The sequence below is a fragment of the Halochromatium salexigens genome (assembly GCF_016653295.1).
Classification (GTDB): Bacteria; Pseudomonadota; Gammaproteobacteria; order Chromatiales; family Chromatiaceae; genus Lamprobacter; species Lamprobacter salexigens.
The window spans coordinates 31,939-51,523 of the sequence record NZ_NHSF01000019.1; the positions used below are offsets into that span (position 1 = coordinate 31,939).

General features: G+C 63.4%; 14 protein-coding genes and 1 riboswitch. Of the genes, 8 read left to right on the forward strand and 6 right to left on the reverse strand.

What is annotated here, in order from left to right; all coding sequences use genetic code 11:
• From CCR82_RS03490 to CCR82_RS03505, 4 genes are read left to right on the forward strand one after another with little or no spacing between them, the layout of a single operon-like run.
• Window positions 1–1,056, forward strand: a complete 1,056-nt coding sequence (locus tag CCR82_RS03490; RefSeq protein ID WP_201243972.1) for an ABC transporter substrate-binding protein — start codon at window positions 1–3, stop codon at window positions 1,054–1,056.
• A complete protein-coding gene (locus tag CCR82_RS03495; protein WP_201243974.1) occupies window positions 1,053–4,682 on the forward strand; it encodes an EAL domain-containing protein in 3,630 nt (1,209 codons plus the stop codon). The genes CCR82_RS03490 and CCR82_RS03495 overlap by 4 nt, the downstream gene beginning before the upstream one ends.
• Window positions 4,679–6,406: a DUF7125 family protein gene (locus tag CCR82_RS03500; protein WP_201243975.1), complete on the forward strand. Its 1,728-nt coding sequence runs from the start codon at window positions 4,679–4,681 to the stop codon at window positions 6,404–6,406. Before CCR82_RS03495 ends, CCR82_RS03500 begins: the two co-directional genes overlap by 4 nt.
• Window positions 6,403–6,705: a thioredoxin domain-containing protein gene (locus CCR82_RS03505; RefSeq protein WP_242513228.1), complete on the forward strand. Its 303-nt coding sequence runs from the start codon at window positions 6,403–6,405 to the stop codon at window positions 6,703–6,705. The genes CCR82_RS03500 and CCR82_RS03505 overlap by 4 nt, the downstream gene beginning before the upstream one ends.
• A gap of 100 nt (window positions 6,706–6,805) precedes the next feature.
• Here CCR82_RS03505 and fba read toward each other — a convergent pair whose 3' ends face one another.
• The 6 genes from fba to CCR82_RS03535 all read right to left on the reverse strand — a co-directional run bounded on the left by fba (window position 6,806) and on the right by CCR82_RS03535 (window position 14,905).
• Window positions 6,806–7,870, reverse strand: a complete 1,065-nt coding sequence (gene fba / locus CCR82_RS03510; RefSeq protein WP_201243977.1) for a class II fructose-bisphosphate aldolase — start codon at window positions 7,868–7,870, stop codon at window positions 6,806–6,808.
• 62 nt (window positions 7,871–7,932) lie between these two features.
• Window positions 7,933–9,384 carry a pyruvate kinase gene (gene pyk / locus CCR82_RS03515; RefSeq protein ID WP_201243979.1) on the reverse strand — a complete coding sequence of 484 codons (1,452 nt, stop codon included), beginning with the start codon at window positions 9,382–9,384 and terminating at the stop codon, window positions 7,933–7,935.
• Between the two features lie 62 nt (window positions 9,385–9,446).
• Window positions 9,447–10,628, reverse strand: a complete 1,182-nt coding sequence (locus CCR82_RS03520; protein WP_201243980.1) for a phosphoglycerate kinase — start codon at window positions 10,626–10,628, stop codon at window positions 9,447–9,449.
• 170 nt (window positions 10,629–10,798) lie between these two features.
• The gene (gene gap, locus CCR82_RS03525) at window positions 10,799–11,800 is read right to left on the reverse strand and encodes a type I glyceraldehyde-3-phosphate dehydrogenase (protein WP_201243988.1); all 1,002 of its coding nucleotides are present in this window, start codon (window positions 11,798–11,800) and stop codon (window positions 10,799–10,801) included.
• A gap of 110 nt (window positions 11,801–11,910) precedes the next feature.
• Window positions 11,911–13,923, reverse strand: a complete 2,013-nt coding sequence (tkt, locus tag CCR82_RS03530; RefSeq protein ID WP_201243989.1) for a transketolase — start codon at window positions 13,921–13,923, stop codon at window positions 11,911–11,913.
• A 424-nt stretch (window positions 13,924–14,347) separates the two neighbouring features.
• The gene (locus CCR82_RS03535; RefSeq protein WP_201243991.1) at window positions 14,348–14,905 is read right to left on the reverse strand and encodes a thioredoxin family protein; all 558 of its coding nucleotides are present in this window, start codon (window positions 14,903–14,905) and stop codon (window positions 14,348–14,350) included.
• A 363-nt stretch (window positions 14,906–15,268) separates the two neighbouring features.
• Here CCR82_RS03535 and metK point away from each other — a divergent pair, with 363 nt between their 5' ends.
• The 4 genes from metK (at window position 15,269) to CCR82_RS03555 (ending at window position 19,426) form a co-directional block, all read left to right on the forward strand.
• Window positions 15,269–16,438, forward strand: coding sequence for a methionine adenosyltransferase (gene metK, locus CCR82_RS03540; RefSeq protein ID WP_201243993.1), 1,170 nt, complete (start codon window positions 15,269–15,271; stop codon window positions 16,436–16,438).
• Between the two features lie 24 nt (window positions 16,439–16,462).
• Window positions 16,463–16,548: riboswitch (S-adenosyl-L-homocysteine riboswitch) on the forward strand.
• 20 nt (window positions 16,549–16,568) lie between these two features.
• Window positions 16,569–17,975, forward strand: a complete 1,407-nt coding sequence (gene ahcY, locus CCR82_RS03545; RefSeq protein ID WP_201243994.1) for an adenosylhomocysteinase — start codon at window positions 16,569–16,571, stop codon at window positions 17,973–17,975.
• 216 nt (window positions 17,976–18,191) lie between these two features.
• Window positions 18,192–19,049: a methylenetetrahydrofolate reductase [NAD(P)H] gene (gene metF, locus CCR82_RS03550; RefSeq protein WP_201243995.1), complete on the forward strand. Its 858-nt coding sequence runs from the start codon at window positions 18,192–18,194 to the stop codon at window positions 19,047–19,049.
• Between the two features lie 140 nt (window positions 19,050–19,189).
• Entirely contained in the window at window positions 19,190–19,426 is a 237-nt protein-coding gene (locus tag CCR82_RS03555) for a hypothetical protein (protein ID WP_201243997.1), read from the forward strand.
• Window positions 19,427–19,585 lie beyond the last annotated feature (159 nt).

Below are 19,585 nucleotides of genomic sequence, written 5' to 3' on the forward strand. Positions count from 1 at the left end.
ATGATCATCGCAAGTCGCTCCCGCTCAGCGCCCCTTTGCCGCACCCTGTTGCTCATCCTCGCGATGGGACTGACCGAGCCCGGCGTGGCACGGGCTCAGACTCAGGGCCCGCCAGCGCAGTCCGTGCGCGTGGCAGGCGCGCTCTATATGGCCGATCTGCCAACGCTCGTGGCCGAATCCAAGGAGCTGTTCGCCCGCCATGGACTCGACGCCGAGGTCCATCGAGACGGGGTCGATGCGGACAATCTCGCGCGCTTGCGGGCGGGTGAAGTCGACTTCGCGCTGATGAGCTTGGCGCCATTGGTGCTCGACCTCATCGCCGATCCCGATCCCGGTGGTCCGGAGGACCCGGTGATCCTGGCCGGGCTGATCCACTCGACCGACATCAATGGCATCGTCTTCCACCGCAATCGCGCGATCAACGCACCGAGCGACCTGAGCGGACGCCAGGTTGCCCTCCCGCCGGGAACCAACGCCGAATTCCTTTGGTGGCTGTTCAGTACCTTCCATGGCCTGCCCCCGGATGTCAGGCTGCTCGATGAGCACGCGGGCGACGCGATTCCAGCCCTGCTCGCCGCCGGTACCATCGATGCGGCGGTGGTCCGCGAGCCCTGGATCGCCAGGCTGCGAGCGCAGTTCGGTGATGAGCTTGGCCAGTTCCCCGTCGATCAGCTCTACACGGCGAAATGGGTGCTGGTCACCTCGCGCCGCACCGCACGCGAACGCCGCGATCTCTGCACCGCCATGCTCGCGACCTATCGAGAGGCCATCGCGGTGATCAACGAGCACCGAGGCGACACCCTCGCCTTCTACGCCGAACGCATGGGGGTGCCGGCCACTGTCCTGCAGGACAACGGGCCGCGACGGGCGCTCGATTATGAGCTGAGTCTCGATTGGTCGCTGATGGCCGCACTGCAGCAGCAGGCCGACTGGGCCGCAGCGCATCAGGCGCCGGCCAATCCGAACATCGATGTCATCGACCTCATCGAGGGTTCCATCCTGCGCGCGCTGGTACCGGGAACCGGTGGCATACCGCCTGTGACACACATTCCATGAAACTCCTGCATCTCTCGATCGCCAGCATCCTGGGCTCTGCCCTCGGGTTGCTGCTGCTGCTCGCGATCACCCTGCAGAGCCATGCCAAGCTCGAAGCGGCCAAGACCGAGGTCAACGAGCTGTTCGCGTTGCGCCATCGCATCGACGATCTGTCGGTGGCCTCGGACAACCTATTGCTGTTCGGGGCCGGCCCTGAACTCTGGCGGCGTCTGCGCGCGGACGCCGAGGATATCCAGCGGCGTCTGCAGGTGCGGGGACGCCAGCATTCCGAGGCCCTCAAGGCCGCGCACCGCGTCCAGGTCCTGATCGAGGCCGTCGCTCATCGGGTGGCGCCAGCGAGTTCCGAGCCGCTGCCCATGCCGGAACGGACCCGAATCATCCTGAGTCAGATCGCCAGCCACGGCGTCGTGTTGGACACCGCCTTGGACGCCTTGCTGCGCGAGCGCCGACACGCCATCGCCCAGGAGGCGAATCAGATCGCGCTCCGACTCGCGGGCTCGGCCATCCTCTTCGGCCTGCTCTGCATCAGCGCCTTCGGCCTGCTGTATTGGCGCGTCGCCGCTCCCGTGCGCTCGCTCACGCAGACCGTGGAGCGGATCCACCAGGGCGATCTCAACGCCCGCGCGACGGTTCAGGGAGGAGACGAATTGGCCCGCCTCGCGGCGGCCCTCAACCGGATGCTCGACCACCGCGAGGCCAGTGCGCGGCGCCTGCGCCAGTATCGCGAACTGGTCGAGGGCAGCGAAGACCTGATGGCGATCGCGGACGACCAGTATCGCTACCTGTTGGTCAACCAGGCCTATGCCCAGCGCTTCGGGCGTGATCGCGCCGAGATCGAAGGCGCCTACCTCTGGGATGTCCTCGGCCGCGCCTATTTCGACGATGTGATGAAAGCGAAGCTGGATGGCTGCCTGGCCGGTCACATCCAGCGCTTCGAGACCGAACGCCTCGATCGGGACGGCCATCCGCTCCAGTTGCTCGCACGCTACTTCCCGATCGAAGCGCAGACCCCCTCGATGCGCCAGGTCGTCGCCGTGATCACCGACATCTCGGCGTTCAAGCAGGTCGAGACCCAGCTGCGTGAGCAATCCCAATTGCTCGATATCGCCGGGCGCGTCGGGCGCATTGGCGGCTGGCGAGTCGATCTGGCCACCGATCAAACGCAATGGTCGGATGTCGTCGCCGAGATCCACGGCGTCCCCAAGGGGTTTGCACCCTCGGCCGAGGAAGGCATCGCCTTCTACGCCCCCGAAGACCTTGCCACCATCCAGCGGGTCTTTACCGCCTGTGCCGAGCGCGGTATCCCGTACCTCGAGGATCTCAGGATCATCAATACCCAAGGTGAGCGGGTGTGGGTGCGCACCACCGGCGAAGCCGTCTACGACGAGCATGGCACCATCAGCGCCGTGCAGGGTGCCTTTCAGGACATCTCGGCGCGCAAATCCGCTGAACTCGAGGCGGAAGCCCTGAGCGAGCGCCTGCGCACGACCCTCGAGAGCATCACCGATGGTTTCTTCGCGCTCGATCGCGACTGGCGCTTCGCCTACCTCAACCGCGAGGCCGCGCGGTTGCTGCAGCAGCCGCGTGAGCATCTGCTCGGCAAGCCCTTCTGGCAATGCTACCCGGAGGCGATCGGCACGCGCATCGAATCGGCCTATCGGCGCGCCATGCTCACGCAAGAGACGGTGACCTTCGAGGAATACTACCGCCCGTTCAGCACCTGGTTCGAAATCCGCGCCTTCCCCTCCCAGGAGGGCCTCGCGGTCTATTTCCAGGATGTGACCGAGCAGCATCGGATGGTGCGCCGACTGCAAGCACAGAAGGCCGCGTTGCGCCAGTCGCGCGATCAGCTCGCCGAGCTGGTGCAGACGCGCAAGGCGCTGATCGACTCCTTGCCGGCGCATATCGCGCTGCTCGATGCCGATGGCCGGATCATCGAGGTCAACGATTCCTGGCGCCATTTCGCCGCGCAGAACGACTTCCCGGACGCCAGCGCGGGCGCCGGCATGAACTATCTCGAGGTCTGTGCGCACGCGAGCGGCGAGTTTTCCGAGGAGGCGCCGATCATTGCCCACGATCTGCGGAGCCTGCTCGCCGGCGAACAAGACTCCTTTGCGTTGGAGTATCCCTGTCATTCACCACATGAGCAGCGCTGGTTTCGCATGGCCGCGAATCGGCTCCGGCAAAGCGGTGAGGAGCACGCGACCGAAGACGAGTCGCAACGGCGAAATGGCGCCGTGGTGATGCATGTCGACATCACCGAGCGCAAGCTCGCCGAGCTGCAGTTGGATCAGCTCGTGCACCGCGATCGGCTCACCCACCTGTTGACTCGCGATGGTTTCACCGAGGCCTTGGCCAAGCGTCTCGCTGAGCACGAGCGGCCTGCGGAATCGGCGCTGCTGGCCCTGTTCGACATCAAGGATCTGCGCGATGTCAACGACTCCCATGGCTTCGAGACCGGTGATCAGTTGTTGATCGAGATCGCCCGCTGGCTCGAGCGCCAGGCCGGCAAGGGTGGACTGGTCGGGCGCATCGCCGGCGATGAGTTCAGTATCTTCCTGTGCGGCGCGCCTGGCCTCGAGCCGTCGCACCAGATCGAGGCGCTGATTGCGATCACCGAGCAGTGCTTCCTGCTGCCGACCATCGGCATCGAGATCGACATCGATCTTGGCTACACCCTGGTCGGCGAGCAGCGCTGCTCGGCCGAGACGTTGCTCCATCAGGCCGAGCTGGCGCTGTTCCAGCAACGCCAGCAGGGCACCGACACCGCTATCGCCTATAATGCCGAACTCGATCGGCAGGTCCATGAGCGCATCGCGCTGACCCAGGATCTGCGCACCGCACTGTATGAGGAGCAGTTCGAACTCCACTTCCAGCCGAAGGTGAATCTGGCAACCGGCGAGCTGGTCGCCTGCGAGGCCCTGCTGCGCTGGAACCATCCCCGGCGTGGCTTGCAGCCGCCGGGGCTGTTCATCCCTATCGCCGAACAGAGCCAACTGATCGGGGCGATTGGCGACTGGGCACTGCACGACGCCTGTCGGCTGCTGCGCGAGTGGCAACAGTCCGGCTTGAATGTGGTGAGCATCGCGGTCAATGTCTCGCTGATCCAATTTCGCACCCCCGACTTCCCGCAAGCGGTGCGCGCCATCTTGCGCCAATTCGAGATCGCGCCCAGTGCGCTGACCCTGGAGATCACCGAAAGCGTGTTCGCCGAAGCCTCCGAAACGCTGCTCGAGCAGTTGGACGCCTTGCGCGCGTTCGGCATTCGGCTGTCGTTGGACGATTTCGGTACCGGCTATTCGTCGCTGGCCTACCTGCAACGCTATCCATTCGATGAGATCAAGGTCGATCGCTGTTTCGTCGCGCGCGTGCGCGAGGATCGCTATAGTCGCACCGTGCTCCAAGCCATCAAGGGCATTGCCGATGCGCTCGGCGCCGAGCTGATCGCCGAGGGCATCGAAACGGAGGCGGTACAGCAGGCCCTGATCGAGCTCGGCTACCAATTCGGGCAGGGCTATCTGTTCAGTGTTCCGCTCGAGAACGAGGACTTCCGCTGGCTGCTGGAGCAAGGCTCGCGGCTGCCGTTGAAGACACCCAAGACCCACCGACCGGAGACATCCGCGTGACTGAAGCCGCCGAGGGACTCGCCAAACGCGCCACCGGCATCAGGGGCCTGGATCAGATGACCCGAGGCGGACTCCCGGCCGCCGGAGGCACCCTGATTCTGGGGCGACCAGCCTCTGGCAAGACCGTGCTTGCCATGCAGATCCTGGCCCAGGCCATCGCGCGTGGTGAAGGGGCGATTTTCGTCTCGTTCGAGGAATCGCGCCGCCAGGTCTTGCGCGATGCGGCGTCCTTTTCTTGGTGGCACCACTTGCATGACGAGCAGCGATTCGAGCTGATCGATGCGCGTCCAGCCCCAGGCTCAAGGGTCTCCGGCGAGTTCGATCTCGAGGGGCTCTTGGCAGCGATTGGATTCTGCGTCGAGCGCACCGGCGCGCACTGGTTGGTCTTCGATGGGATCGATCAACTGCTGCGCCGACAGCAAGACGCCTTAATGGCGGCCGATCAGATCCACGGCCTAAGCAACTGGTGCGAGGAGCGCGACCTGTCCCTGATCCTGACCGGCAAGTTGAGCGAGCACAGTCTCGCGCCGACTCATCTGGAAGGCATTGAATTCCTATTACCCAGCGTTTTTATCCTCTCCACGACCCTGGTCTCGAATCAGCTGAGCCGTCGCTTTCGCATCGCCAAGTACCGTGGCAGCGCGCATACAACCGACGAGGTTGCGATGCTCCTCGACGACGATGGCGTGCACTTTCCCTATGCCATACGCCCCACCGCAGCCGCCGGACCAGCTCCGAACGAGCGCATCAGCACAGGCATTCGCAGGCTCGACGAGGTGCTGGAGGGCGGTTTCTACAGGGGCTCGACAAGCCTGATCTCGGGCCAGCCCGGCACCGCCAAGACCACGCTGTCGGGCAGTGTCGCGGCCGCCGCCGCCGCCCGTGGCGAACGCACGTTATTTATCAGCTTCGATGAGCAGCAGGCCACGGTGGTACGCAATCTGGCCTCGGTGGGGATCTCCCTCGGCGAGCCGATCGCGTCCGGTCTAATCCAATTCCACGCGCGCGAGGCTTGGAATGGACTGATCGAGGCGCACTACCATGCACTGCAGCAGTTGATCGATGGCTTCGAGCCCGATTGCCTGATCATCGATCCGATCTCCGCGTTACTCAAGGCAGATGGCGCCGATAGCGCCCAGGTCGCCATCGAACGCGTGCTCAGCACCACCCGCGCGCGCGGCATCACCACCCTGTTGACCTCATTGGGCACGCAAATCGATCCCACCAGCGAGGCCACCCTGAGCCATGCCTCGACCCTGGCCGATACCTGGCTGGTGCTCGGATACAACGTCCGTGGTGGCGAGCGTAACCGCTCGCTCTCGGTGGTGAAGTCACGCGGTTCTGCGCATTCGGACCAGGTCCGCGAACTCATCCTGGCACGCCAAGGCATTGATCTCGCCGAAGTCTACGAATATGGGACCGAGGTCCTGATGGGCACGGCGCGGATGCAGAAGGAGAGCGAAGAAGCGATCAATCGCCGACTCAAGAGGCTCGAGGATAATCAGCGCCAACGCGCGTTGAAGCAACGGATCGAGCAGACCGAGGCCGAGGCCGAGCGCCTGCGGCTCGAATTGCAGGCGCACGAGGAAGAACGCTCGGCGCGCGAGCAAAGCGCTCGGCGTCATGAGCGCGAGGTCATGAGTCGCCGGACTCCGAGTGCCAAGGGGGGCGACGATGACCAGCATCGGACGCCAGAACAGCCCCCGCCAAAGGGTGCGGCATGAACCATCGTTCAGAGACCATGACCGTTGTTAGTCCGCGCAACCTCAAGCTCTTCGTGACCGGCGATGCGCCGCGCTCAAAGCGAGCACGCGCCAATCTCGCCGAGGCGCTCGAACGGATCGGACTTGATCCTGACGCGGTGCCGGAGATCGACCTGAGCGCCGATCCCGTGCAAACCCTCACCTTCGGTATCTTTGCCACGCCTGCGCTGCTGCGCACCAGCGAGGCCGGCGACACCGAGGTCCTCTATGGCGACCTCTCCGAGCGGCGTGCCTTGGAACGCTTTCTGGCGCTGGGCTAGGCGGGGACGTTGGGCGAGCGGCGCTTGTCGACTCGAGCGACAGCAAAAAGGGCGCCGTAGCGCCCTTTGTTATCTTCGCGAGTGCGAAAACGACCCGTGATCAGTTGACCTTGGGATCGAGTTCGCCCTTGGCGTAACGCTGAGTCATCGCCTCGAGCGAGAGTGCGCGAATCTTGCTCGCATTGCCCGCGGTGCCGAAGGCCTCGTAGCGATGCTTACAGATCTCCTTCATGGCCTTGGTCGAGGCCTGCAGATACTTGCGCGGGTCGAAGTTCTTCGGATTCTCGGCCAGGTGCTTGCGGATGGCGCCGGTCGAGGCCATGCGCAGATCGGTATCGATGTTGACCTTGCGTACACCGTTCTTAATGCCCTCGGCGATCTCCTCGACCGGCACGCCGTAGGTCTCGCCCATGTCGCCACCGAACTCGTCGATGATCTTCAGCCACTCCTGCGGCACCGAGGAGGAGCCATGCATGACCAGATGGGTATCCGGGATGCGAGCGTGGATCTCGCGGATGCGCTGGATGGCCAGGATGTCGCCGGTCGGCGGCCGGGTGAACTTATAGGCGCCATGGCTGGTGCCGATGGCGATGGCCAGCGCGTCGACATGGGTGTCCTGGACGAACTTGGCCGCCTCTTCCGGATCGGTCAGCAACTGATCGTGGCTGAGCTTGCCCTCGGCACCGGAGCCGTCTTCCTCGCCGGCCATGCCGGACTCGAGCGAGCCCAGGCAGCCGAGTTCACCCTCGACCGAGACGCCGCAGGCATGCGCCATGTCGACCACCTGACGGGTGACACGGGCGTTGTAGTTGTAGTCCATCGGCGTCTTCATGTCCTCGCCGAGCGAGCCATCCATCATCACCGAGCTGAAGCCGAGCTGGATCGAACGCTGGCAGACCGCCGGCGAGGCGCCGTGGTCCTGATGCATGACGACCGGAATGTGCGGAAACTCTTCAGTGGCTGCCAGGATCAGGTGACGCAGGAAGGGCGCGCCGGCGTACTTGCGCGCACCGGCCGAGGCCTGACAGATGACGGGAGAATCAGTCTCGTCAGCGGCCTCCATCATGGCCCGCATCTGCTCGAGGTTGTTGACGTTAAAGGCTGGGACGCCGTAGCTGTGCTCGGCGGCGTGGTCCAGCAACTGGCGAAGCGAAATAAGAGCCATGACGGTTCTCCTCTGTCGTTGTAAAAACTGAAAAAACGGGATCGAAAGCGCTGGCCGATGCCTCAGTCGTCGGTCAGCAGGCGATGCTCGCCGACGCGCATGATCTTCATGATATTGGTCTGCCCCTCGACACCGCTGCGATCACCCTTGGTGATGATCACCAGATCACCCTCTTGCACGGTGCCATGGCGCAGCAGCTCTTCGATCACCTCCTTGTTGACCTCGTGGATATCGGTGCTCGAAACATCGAATCTTACCGGATAGACGCCGCGAAAAAGGGTCACTTTTCGACGGGTTGGCACCTGCCGGGTCATCGCGTAGATGGGGATGCCGGAGCTGATGCGCGACATCCATTTGACCGTCGAGCCCGATTCGGTCAGCGCCGCGATCGCCTTGACGCCGAGATGATTGGCCGTGTACATGGTCGCCATCGCGATGGCCTCGTCGACACGACCGAAGACGGCATCGATGCGGTGCCCGGAGCGGCGCACCAGGCGTTCCTTCTCGGCCTCGGCGCAGATGCGCGACATCGATTCGACCACCTTGGTCGGGTTCTTGCCGACCGAGGTCTCGGCCGAGAGCATCACCGCATCGGTGCCGTCGAGCACCGCGTTGGCGACATCGAAGACCTCGGCGCGGGTCGGGATCGGGTTCTCGATCATCGACTGCATCATCTGCGTCGCCGTGATCACCACGCTGTTGCGATCGCGCGCCATGCTGATCAAGCGTTTCTGCACCGCCGGCAACTCGGCATCGCCGATCTCGACGCCGAGGTCACCGCGCGCGACCATCACCGCGTCCGAGGCATCGATAATGTCCTCGAGCGCGTGCAACGCCTCGGCGCGCTCGATCTTGGCGACGATGCCGCCCTTGCCGCCGGCCTCTTCGAGCAGTTGTCGCGCCAGGCGCACATCGTCGCCATTGCAGACGAAGGAGACGGCCAGGTAGTCGGCCTCGATCTCGGCGGCGAAGCGGATATCGGCCTTGTCCTTGTCGGTCAGCGCCGGCGCCGAGAGCCCGCCGCCTTTCTTGTTGATGCCCTTATTGTTCGACAGCCGGCCGCCGGCCAAGACCGTGCAGTCGACGCGCCCGTCCGCGACGGCCTCGACCTGGAGTTCAATGGCGCCGTCGTCGAGCAGCAGGATATCGCCCGGCGACAGATCCTCGGCCATGCTCGGCAAGGTGGTGCCGACGCGCGCCTGATCACCGGCCTCGAGTGGACAGGCGGCATCGATCGCAAAGGCCGCGCCCGCGGCCAGGTCGATGCCCCCGGCCTCGGCGAACTGGCCGATGCGGATCTTCGGACCCTGCAGGTCGACGAGCAGGCCGAGCGGATGGCGTTTCGCGAGCGCGGCCTCGCGCAGCCGACGCGCGCGCTCGCGGTGGCGATCATGCGAGTCGTGCGACATGTTCAGCCGCGCCAGATTGAGACCGGCATCCATCATGGCTTCGAGCACGCCCGGCGCATCGGTGGCGGGGCCGAAGGTGGCAACGATCTTGGTACGTCTTGGCATCTACGGGATCAACCGGCAGCGTGAGAAGAAGCGCGGCGCGCCGAGGCGGGCAAGCGATCAGATCAGTCCTTGGCGCGCGCCTCGAGCATGGCCACGGCGGGGAGCGTCTTGCCTTCCAGGTATTCGAGGAAGGCGCCGCCGGCGGTCGAGATGTAGGACACCTTGTCGTAGATGGCGTACTTCTGGATCGCCGCGATGGTGTCGCCACCGCCGGCGAGGGTGAAGGCCTCGGTCTCGGCGATCGCCATCGAGATGGTCTTGGTGCCCTCGCCGAACTGATCGAACTCAAACACGCCGACCGGACCGTTCCAGACCACGGTGCCAGCGTTCTTGATGATCTCGGCGAGCGCCTGAGCGCTATCCGGACCGATATCGAAGATCATGTCATCATCAGCGACCTCCTCGACCGGCTTCTGCACCGCCGGCTCGTTCTCGTCGAACTGCTTGCCGCAGACGACATCGGTCGCGATCGGGATGGTCGCACCAGCGGCGGTCGCCTTGTCCATCAGCGCCTTGGCGGTGTCGACCAGATCGTCCTCGCACAGCGACTTGCCGACCTGGTGGCCGGCGGCCTTGATGAAGGTGTTGGCGATACCGCCGCCGACCACCAGTTGGTCGACCTTGGTCGAGAGCGCCTCGAGCACGGTCAGCTTGGTCGAGACCTTGGAGCCGCCGACGATCGCCACCATCGGGCGCTTGGGCTCGGCCAGGGCCTTTTTCAGCGCATCCAGCTCCTCGGCCAGGAGCAGACCGGCGCAGGCGGTGGGCGCGAACTTGCCGGCACCATGGGTCGAGGCCTGAGCACGGTGCGCGGTGCCGAAGGCGTCCATCACATAGACATCGCAGAGCGCCGCGTACTGCTTGGCAAGCGCCTCGTCGTCCTTCTTCTCGCCGCTGTTGAAGCGCACGTTCTCGAGCAGCACCAGTTCGCCGTCGGCGACCTCGGGCGCGGTCTCCAGATACTCCTTGACCAGGCGCACCTCGCGGCCGAGCTTGGCGCCGAGATCGGCGGCCACCGGCGCCAGCGAGTCCTCCTCGGAATAGATGCCCTCCTCGGGACGGCCTAGATGCGACATCACCATGACCTTGGCACCGGCCTTGAGACAGTGTTCGAAGGTCGACAGCGAGGCGGTGATGCGCGCATCGGAGGTAACCTTGCCATTCTTGACCGGGACGTTGAGATCGGAGCGGATCAGCACCCGTTGACCGGCCAGATCAAGATCGGTGAGCTTGGTGAAGGACATAGCGGACAGCCTCTTCAGAGATGGTGTAGTGGTCAGTATTGAACGATCTGGAAAACCGAGCGGTTTTCCGCATCGTTCAAGCGGCTCCGGCCGAACACGCAGGCTCGGTTCGCGATCGGGCGCGGAGGGGCGAATCCCACCCCACGCACCGATCTGCGCACGCGGCTCGATCAGCCGGCAACGTGCCGCGCCATGCGCAGGTAGTTGCAGGTGTAGCCGTACTCGTTGTCGTACCAAGCCACGACCTTAACGAAGGTCGAGTCGAGCATGATGCCGGCGCCGGCATCGAAGATCGACGGCGTGCCATGTCCGCGGAAGTCGGTCGAGACCACCTTCTCATCGGTGTAGGCCAGCACGCCGGCCAGGTCGCCAGACGCAGAGGCCGCCTTCATGGCCGCGCAGATGTCGTCATAGCTCGCTGGCTTCTCCAGCTCGCAGGTCAGGTCGACCACCGAGACATCCGAGGTGGGCACGCGGAAGGCCATGCCGGTGAGCTTGCCGTTGAGTTCAGGCAGCACCTTACCGACCGCCTTGGCGGCGCCGGTCGAGGACGGGATGACGTTCTCGAGGATGCCGCGACCGCCGCGCCAGTCCTTCATCGACGGACCATCAACGGTCTTCTGGGTCGCGGTAGCGGCATGCACGGTGGTCATCAGGCCGCGCTTCAGTCCCCAGTTGTCGTTCAACACCTTGGAGACCGGCGCCAGGCAATTGGTGGTGCAAGACGCGGCGGAGATGATCGCTTGGCCATCGTAAGTCTTGTGGTTGACGCCATAGACAAACATCGGGGTGCTGTCCTTTGAGGGCGCGCTCTGCACGACCTTCTTGGCGCCGGCGTCGATGTGCGCCTGGCAACTCTCGGTGGTCAGGAAGAAGCCGGTGCACTCGAGCACCAGATCGGCACCGATATCGCCCCAGGCCAGCTTTGCCGGGTCTTTCTCGGCGGTCAGGCGGATGGCGTTGCCATTGACGGTCATGGTGTTGCCGTCGACCGAGATGTCACCAGGGAAGTTACCATGCACCGAGTCGTACTTGAGCATATAGGCCAGGTACTCGGGATCGAGTAGGTCGTTGATGCCGACCACCTGCATGTCCGGGAAGTCCTTCGCGATCGCACGGAAGGCCATACGGCCGATACGGCCAAAACCGTTGATACCAACTTTCAGGGTCATTGAGTTACTCCTCGTAAACGGGCGCTTTCAAACGGGTGGGCGTCATCAGCAGAACCCAATCAGCGCGGAGGTGCGCCCGCCCCCGCGCGATGGGCTAGCGATGCAGTGCCTTAGAGCAGGCTGTCGACGGCCTCGGCGACGGATTCGGTGGTGACACCAAATGCCTTATAGACATCGCCGGCGGGGGCGGACTCGCCGAAGGTGTCGATGCCAATGACCTTGCCATGCATGCCGATGTACTTCGGCCAGAGGTTGGAGACGCCGGCCTCGACCGCGACCCGTGCCTTGACCGCGTCCGGCAGCACCGACTCCTTGTAAGCCGCATCCTGGGCGTCGAAGGTGTCCATCGACGGCATCGAGACCACGCGCACCTTGCGTCCCTTGGCGGAGAGATGTTCGGCGGCGTTCACCGCCAGCTCGACCTCGGTGCCGGTGCCGATGATGATCGCATCCGGAGTGCCATCGCAGTCGCGCAGCACATAGGCGCCCTTCTCGATGGCGCGCATCTGCTCTTCGGTGCGACTCATGTGCGGCGCGCCCTGACGCGAAAAGATCAGCGCCGTTGGCCCGCCCGTGCGCTCAATCGCGAGCTTCCAGGCAACCGCGCTCTCGACCGCGTCACAAGGACGCCAAGTCGACATGCGCGGGGTCAGGCGCAGGATCGAGACCTGCTCGACCGGCTGATGGGTCGGGCCGTCCTCGCCGAGGCCGATGGAGTCATGGGTATAGACAAAGATCGGGTTGATCTTCATCAGCGCCGCCATACGCACCGCGTTGCGGGCATATTCCATGAACATCAGGAAGGTCGCGCCATAGGGCTTGAGACCGCCATGGAGCATCGCACCATTCATGATGGCCGACATGCCGAACTCGCGCACACCGTAGTAGATGTAGTTGCCGCTGGCATCCTTCGGCCCCACGCCCTTGGCGCCGGACCAAATCGTGAGGTTGGAGCCGGCTAGGTCGGCGGAGCCGCCGAGCAGCTCTGGTAACAAGGGTCCAAGGCCATTGAGCGCGTTTTGCGACGCCTTGCGGGTGGCGATCTTCTCGGCCTTGGCGTCGACCGATTTGATGAATTCCCAAGCCTTGGTGTCAAAGTCCTCGGGCAGTTCACCGGCCATGCGGCGTTCGAACTCGGCGGCCTCGGCCGGGAACGCGGCCTTATAAGCGGCGAACGTGTCATTCCAAGCTTGCTCGGCCTTGGCGCCGCGCGTTTTGGCGTCCCACGCTGAGGCGATCGGCTCGGGGATCTCGAACGGTGGCGCCGACCAACCCAGGGCCTCGCGGGTCAAGACGATCTCATCATCGCCGAGTGCCGCGCCGTGGCTTTCTTCCTTACCTTGCTTGTTCGGGGAGCCGAAGCCGATCACGGTCTGACAGCAGATCAAGCTCGGCTTATCGGTGATTGCGCGCGCCTCTTCGATCGCCGCCTTGACCGCCTCTGGATCATGGCCGTCGACCTTCGGGATCACATGCCAGTTGTAGGCCTCAAAGCGCTTAGGCGTATCATCGAGGAACCAGGCCGGCACATCGCCATGGCCGCGGACTTCGCCGTCGATCGAGATATTGTTGTCGTCGTAGAAGGCGATCAGCTTGCCCAGCCCAAGCGCGCCAGCCAGCGAGCAGGACTCGTGCGAAACGCCTTCCATCAGGCAGCCATCACCGAGGAAACAGTAGGTATGGTGATCGACGATCTCATGCCCCGGCTTGTTGAACTGGGCCGCCAATACCTTCTCGGCCAGCGCCATGCCCACGGCGTTGCTGATGCCCTGCCCGAGCGGACCGGTCGTGGTCTCGATGCCTGGCGCATAGCCATACTCGGGGTGCCCTGGGGTCTTCGAGTGCAGCTGACGGAACTGTTTGATGTCCTCGATACTCAGATCATAACCAGTGAGGTGCAGTAACGAGTAGATCAGCATCGATCCGTGCCCGTTCGAGAGCACGAAGCGATCACGATTGGCCCACTCCGGGTTACCGGGATTGTGCTGCATGTAGTCGTTCCACAGCACTTCGGCAATATCGGCCATACCCATCGGCGCGCCCGGGTGCCCAGACTTCGCCTTCTGGACCGCATCCATGCTCAGCGCACGGATGGCGTTGGCAAGTTCTCTGCGTGAGGACATCTGCCCCTCCTGATTTTAAGTTTCTTTCGGGTGACTGTATCTGTTCTTGGCCCTGTTCCCGCCGATCTCGACCGACGGGAGGCCAGGGCGACAGGCGCCTGTGCTTAACAGCACAGAGCACTGACATCGATCCACATGTTGCTTGGATTGGGTCAGATGGCGAGCGTCACCGGCCTGCGGACACCAAAGCCTTTCATTCTCGCCGAAACGCGCTCGATAAGCCAAGAGAATTGCCTGGGATCATGGCCATGCTGCTTTACCAGATCGCAATATTAAGAATTACTGAACCGATTTACGCAAGTACTCGCTGCATCCCGAGACTTGAGCAAAGCCATCGTCGCAGGCTGAAATCCATGCCTTGACAAGGCGTTAAGTCCATTCACTGCTCAGCCTCGCCAAGCCCGTCCGTGAGCGCCGTCGGCCACTAGGCGTCACGCCATTTGATCGAGCAACCCATGCTCGGGATCTGATGCTCGGGCCCCTGGCCGGTCTCCGCCACCTGCTTCATCGCCTCGAACAGATCGCGGCGCACACCCGCAGGCGCCGTTTCTTTCCGACTTTCATCAAGCCGGCCGCGGTATTGCAGTTCGAGCGCGCTGTTGTAGCCAAAGAAGTCAGGGGTACAGATGGCGCCAAAGCGCTTGGCGACCTCCTGACTCTCGTCCATCAGGTAGGGAAACGGAAAATCGTACTCGAGTGCCACCGCCTTCATGTGCTCGAACGAGTCCTCCGGATAATCGGATGGATCGTTGGCCATGATCGCGACACTGCCAACCCCGAGCGTCATCAGCGCTCGAGTATCGCGCACGATACGCTCGCGTACCGCCTTTACGTACGGGCAGTGATTGCAGATAAACATCACCAGCAGACCATTTGGCCCGGCGCAATCGTCACGCCGCCAGACCTGGCCGTCGACCCCAGGCAGCACGAACTCAGGTGCCTGCTGGCCAAAATCGCAGACGGGTGTTTCGAGTGAAACCATGGTTAAAGACCCTCCTCACCGCTTGGGTTTACGAGCGGCCTATGGTAACTCAACCATGATCGATTCCAAGGCCGGGAATCCCCTGCACCACCCCCCCAAAACCCCACATCAGAGCCTTCGCGAGGCCTAATTTCAGCCCCCCTCATGGACCCAGGGTAAAATTTTTATCTTATTGTTTTAATTTGTTTTTATACCAGAATCACCCCCTGCCCCCAGCACCCTTAGGTGCTACTCCACCCTGTCAACTGACCGCATAATCGTTTAGACTGGGCTGCTCTCGTCAATTGATTAACCGTCCGTACCGCGGCTTTGACGGCCTTCTGCCGGTGCCTGCGGCGGACCCCAACGAGAGACCCTCGATCTATGTCAGAGAACTTCATCTTTACTTCGGAGTCCGTCTCCGAAGGCCATCCAGACAAGGTTGCCGATCAGATCTCCGATGCCGTCCTCGACGACATCCTGGCCAACGACAGCAACCCCGAACATGCGCGTGTCGCTTGCGAGACCATGATCAAGACCGGCGCGGTCATCGTCGCCGGCGAGATCACCACCGATCACTGGGTCGACTTCGACGAGCTGGTACGTGGCGTGGTCAACGACATCGGCTACGACAGCTCCGATGTTGGCTTCGACGGCAACACCTGCGCCGTGATGTCGCTGGTCGGCAAGCAGTCGACCGACATCGCCCAGGGCGTCGACCGCACCAGCCCCGAGGAACAGGGCGCTGGCGACCAGGGCCTGATGTTCGGCTACGCCACCAACGAGACCGACGTACTGATGCCGGCCCCGATCACCTACGCTCACCGCCTAGTCGAGCGCCAGTCGGAGATGCGCAAAGAGCATGTGCTTGAGTGGCTGCGCCCGGACGCCAAGAGCCAGGTCACCATGCGCTACGAGGACGGCAAGGTCGCCGCCGTCGATGCCATCGTGCTCTCGACCCAGCACGATCCGGATATCGATCACAAACATCTGCATGAAGCAGTGATGGAGAACATCATCCTGCCGGTGATCCCGAAGGAGTGGATGCACAAGGACACCAAGATCCATATCAACCCGACCGGTAGCTTCGTCATTGGCGGTCCCGTCGGCGACTGCGGCCTGACCGGACGCAAGATCATCGTCGACACCTACGGCGGCATGGCCCGTCATGGTGGTGGCGCCTTCTCCGGCAAGGACCCGTCCAAGGTCGACCGCTCGGCGGCCTATGCCGGTCGCTACGTGGCCAAGAACATCGTCGCCGCCGGTCTCGCCGATCGCTGCGAGGTGCAGATCTCCTACGCCATCGGCGTCGCCGAGCCGACCTCGATCGCGGTCGAGACCTTCGGCACCGCCAAGATCGATGAAGACCGCATCGCCAGCCTGGTGCGCGAGCACTTCGACCTGCGCCCCTATGCGCTGATCAAGATGCTCGACCTGGTCCGCCCGATCTATCGCCAGACCGCCGCTTACGGCCACTTCGGTCGCGAGCTGGCCGACCTGAGCTGGGAGCGCACCGACAAGGCCACTCAGCTGAAGGACGCCGCCGGCCTTTAAATCGGTCGCTCGTCATTTCCCCTCCCGCGCGAGGAGCGCTGCAACAGGACCCACGGGCGTCCTGCCAGGCTCGCGCAGGGACACTGCAAGATCAACGGCGCTCACTCAAGATACTCAGGAGCTGAATACCATGAGTGAGTTCAACGACTACAAAGTGGCCGATATCAACTTGGCCGACTACGGCCGCAAAGAGCTGAATATTGCCGAGACCGAGATGCCGGGCCTGATGGCGCTGCGCGAGAAGTACGGCGCTTCCAAGCCGCTCAAGGGCGCGCGCATCACCGGCAGTCTGCACATGACCATCCAGACTGCGGTGCTGATCGAGACCCTGGTCGAACTCGGCGCCGAGATCCGCTGGGCTTCGTGCAACATCTTCTCGACCCAGGATCATGCCGCCGCCGCCATGGCCGCGCGCGGCATCCCGGTCTACGCCTGGAAGGGTGAGACCCTGGAAGAGTACTGGTGGTGCACCGAGCAGGTGCTGAACTGGCCCGACGGCAAGGGGCCGAACATGATCCTCGACGACGGCGGCGATGCCACGCTGCTGGTGCACAAGGGCGTCGAGTTCGAGAAGGCCGGCGCGGTGCCCAAGCCGACCGCCGATGACGACGAAGAGTTCACCGCCGTGCTTGGCCTGCTCGGGCGCACCTTCGAGCAGGATCGCGAGCATTGGCACAAGATCGCCAAGGAGATCAAGGGCGTCACCGAGGAGACCACGACCGGCGTCCATCGCCTCTACGAGATGTTCAAGCAGGGCACCCTGCTGTTCCCGGCGATGAACGTCAACGACTCGGTTACCAAGTCGAAGTTCGACAACCTCTACGGCTGCCGCGAGTCGCTGGTCGACGCGATCAAGCGCGCCACCGACGTGATGATCGCCGGCAAGGTCGCGGTGGTCTGTGGCTATGGCGACGTCGGCAAGGGCTCGGCGGCCTCGCTGCGTGGGCTTGGCGCCAACGTCTGGGTCACCGAGGTCGATCCGATCTGCGCCCTGCAAGCATCGATGGAAGGCTATCGCGTGGTGCGCCTCGATGAGGTCATCGATCAGGCCGATATCTTCGTCACCGCCACCGGTAACAAGGACATCATCACCTACGACCACATGGCCGCGATGAAGGATCAGGCCATCGTCTGCAACATCGGCCACTTCGACAACGAAATCCAGGTCAACTCGCTGAAGGATCTCGAGTGGATCGAGATCAAGCCGCAGGTCGATCAGATCATCTTCCCCGATGGCCATCGCATCACCCTGCTCGCCCGCGGTCGCCTGGTCAACCTCGGCTGCGCCACCGGCCATCCGAGCTTCGTGATGTCGAACTCGTTCACCAATCAGGTCGTCGCGCAGATCGAGATCTTCAACAAGCCCGATGAGTACCCGCTGGGCGTACACATTCTGCCCAAGCATCTCGATGAGGAGGTCGCGCGCCTGCATCTGGAGAAGGTCGGCGCCAAGCTGACCCAGCTCTCGCCCGAGCAGGCGGCCTATATCGGCGTCACCGTCGAAGGGCCGTACAAGTCGGAGCATTACCGCTACTAAGACCGCGTCAGCGGAGTCGCGCCCGAGCGTCGCCCCACGGCGCTCGGGCCGGCAGCGCTGCGAACGGCCCTGAACAGACATGCGCGGGGCCCATCGTTCGCGTCCCCCTTCCGGCCCCTGTCAGCGACGCGCCCCGTTCCCGCCTCGCAACCCGTCTCGCAACAGGCGCCCGCCGACAGAGGTCAACGGCTCATTCGACGCTCGGAGACCTCTTCGATGAATACCCCTGACCAACGCACCTTCAGCTTCGAGCTGTTCCCGCCCAAGACCAGCGAGGGCATGGACAAGCTCAAGACCGCCGTGAAACGGCTCAACGCGGTCGGACCACGCTACTTCTCCTGCACCTATGGCGCCGGCGGCTCGACCCGCGAGCGCACCTTCGCCACCGTCGACTGGCTGCGCGAGCAAGGCATCGACACCGCCCCGCATCTGGCCTGCATCGGCTCGGAGAAGGACGAGATCCGCGACATCGTCGGCCACTACATCGAGCAAGGCATCGATCGGCTGGTGGCGTTGCGTGGCGACATGCCCTCCGGCATGGGCCGCGCCGGCGTCGGCACCTTCCACTATGCCAACGAACTCGTCACCTTTCTGCGCGAGGAATATGGCGATCGCTTCAAGCTCGAGGTCGCCGCCTATCCGGAATTCCATCCGCAGGCGCCCAGCGCCCAGGCCGATCTTGAGAACTTCAAGCGCAAGGTCGAGGCCGGCGCCGATACCGCGATCACGCAGTATTTCTACAGCGCCGAGGCCTACTTCTGGTTCCTCGAGGAATGTCAGCGCATGCAGATCGAGGTGCCGATCATCGCCGGCGTCATGCCGATCAGCAACTACTCACAGCTCGCGCGCTTCTCGGACGCCTGCGGCGCCGAGATCCCGCGCTGGATCAGGAAGCGGCTGGAAGGCTTTGGTGATGACAAGGAGTCGATTCGCAGCTTCGGCCATGACGTGGTGCTCGAGCTGTGCCAGCGCCTGCTCGACGGCGGCGCGCCTGGGCTGCATTTCTACACCATGAATCAGTCGGCGCCGACGCTGAAGCTCTGGCGTGAGCTTGGGTTGCCCGAGGGCGGCTAGTCGGGCGCGACCGCCTGAACGCCTGTCTAAACGCCGCTACACAAACGCTGTTTCAGAAGGCTCTACCCGCCCGCGCTGCGCTCAGTGCGGGCGGTTTTTTTGTCCAACCAGTGTCCTCAAGATCGCCTTGAAAGACGGCGGTGTTGCAGATCCATAGTCTGATGGTGCATCGCTGGCGTGAGCACTGGCTAACACTGGCGCGCTCGAGCGCCTGGACCCTCAAGCCGGAGGCGACGTTCTCCGATTGCCTGGCCTTGGTCCGGCGCCGGATTTGGGGCGAAACCTATTTCGAGAGGTCAGCCAGCGCGCAAGCCCCTGTCCAACTATCACCCCAGCGCCTAGAGCGCTTGCTCGATCAGCTTGCCGCGACGGCCTGAGACGCTGTACAGGAACTAACTATCTGATATAAAATACATAATTTACGGCTCATGGGGCGATTTTTTGACCAAACCCCTTTTCATTCGGAGCAACCGGTATGACTTCAGACGGCGCTCATCCACGTGCAAGGTACCCAAGTGACTTGTCAGACGAAGAAT

Bases quoted from the DNA above. Each gene is read 5' to 3' on its own strand.
- CCR82_RS03490 (WP_201243972.1), top strand. From the start codon at position 1: ATGATCATCGCAAGTCGCTCCCGCTCAGCGCCCCTTTGCCGCACCCTG.
- CCR82_RS03495 (WP_201243974.1), top strand. From the start codon at position 1,053: ATGAAACTCCTGCATCTCTCGATCGCCAGCATCCTGGGCTCTGCCCTC.
- CCR82_RS03505 (WP_242513228.1), top strand. From the start codon at position 6,403: ATGAACCATCGTTCAGAGACCATGACCGTTGTTAGTCCGCGCAACCTC.
- fba (WP_201243977.1), bottom strand. From the start codon at position 7,870: ATGGCTCTTATTTCGCTTCGCCAGTTGCTGGACCACGCCGCCGAGCAC.
- pyk (WP_201243979.1), bottom strand. From the start codon at position 9,384: ATGCCAAGACGTACCAAGATCGTTGCCACCTTCGGCCCCGCCACCGAT.
- CCR82_RS03520 (WP_201243980.1), bottom strand. From the start codon at position 10,628: ATGTCCTTCACCAAGCTCACCGATCTTGATCTGGCCGGTCAACGGGTG.
- gap (WP_201243988.1), bottom strand. From the start codon at position 11,800: ATGACCCTGAAAGTTGGTATCAACGGTTTTGGCCGTATCGGCCGTATG.
- tkt (WP_201243989.1), bottom strand. From the start codon at position 13,923: ATGTCCTCACGCAGAGAACTTGCCAACGCCATCCGTGCGCTGAGCATG.
- CCR82_RS03535 (WP_201243991.1), bottom strand. From the start codon at position 14,905: ATGGTTTCACTCGAAACACCCGTCTGCGATTTTGGCCAGCAGGCACCT.
- metK (WP_201243993.1), top strand. From the start codon at position 15,269: ATGTCAGAGAACTTCATCTTTACTTCGGAGTCCGTCTCCGAAGGCCAT.
- ahcY (WP_201243994.1), top strand. From the start codon at position 16,569: ATGAGTGAGTTCAACGACTACAAAGTGGCCGATATCAACTTGGCCGAC.
- metF (WP_201243995.1), top strand. From the start codon at position 18,192: ATGAATACCCCTGACCAACGCACCTTCAGCTTCGAGCTGTTCCCGCCC.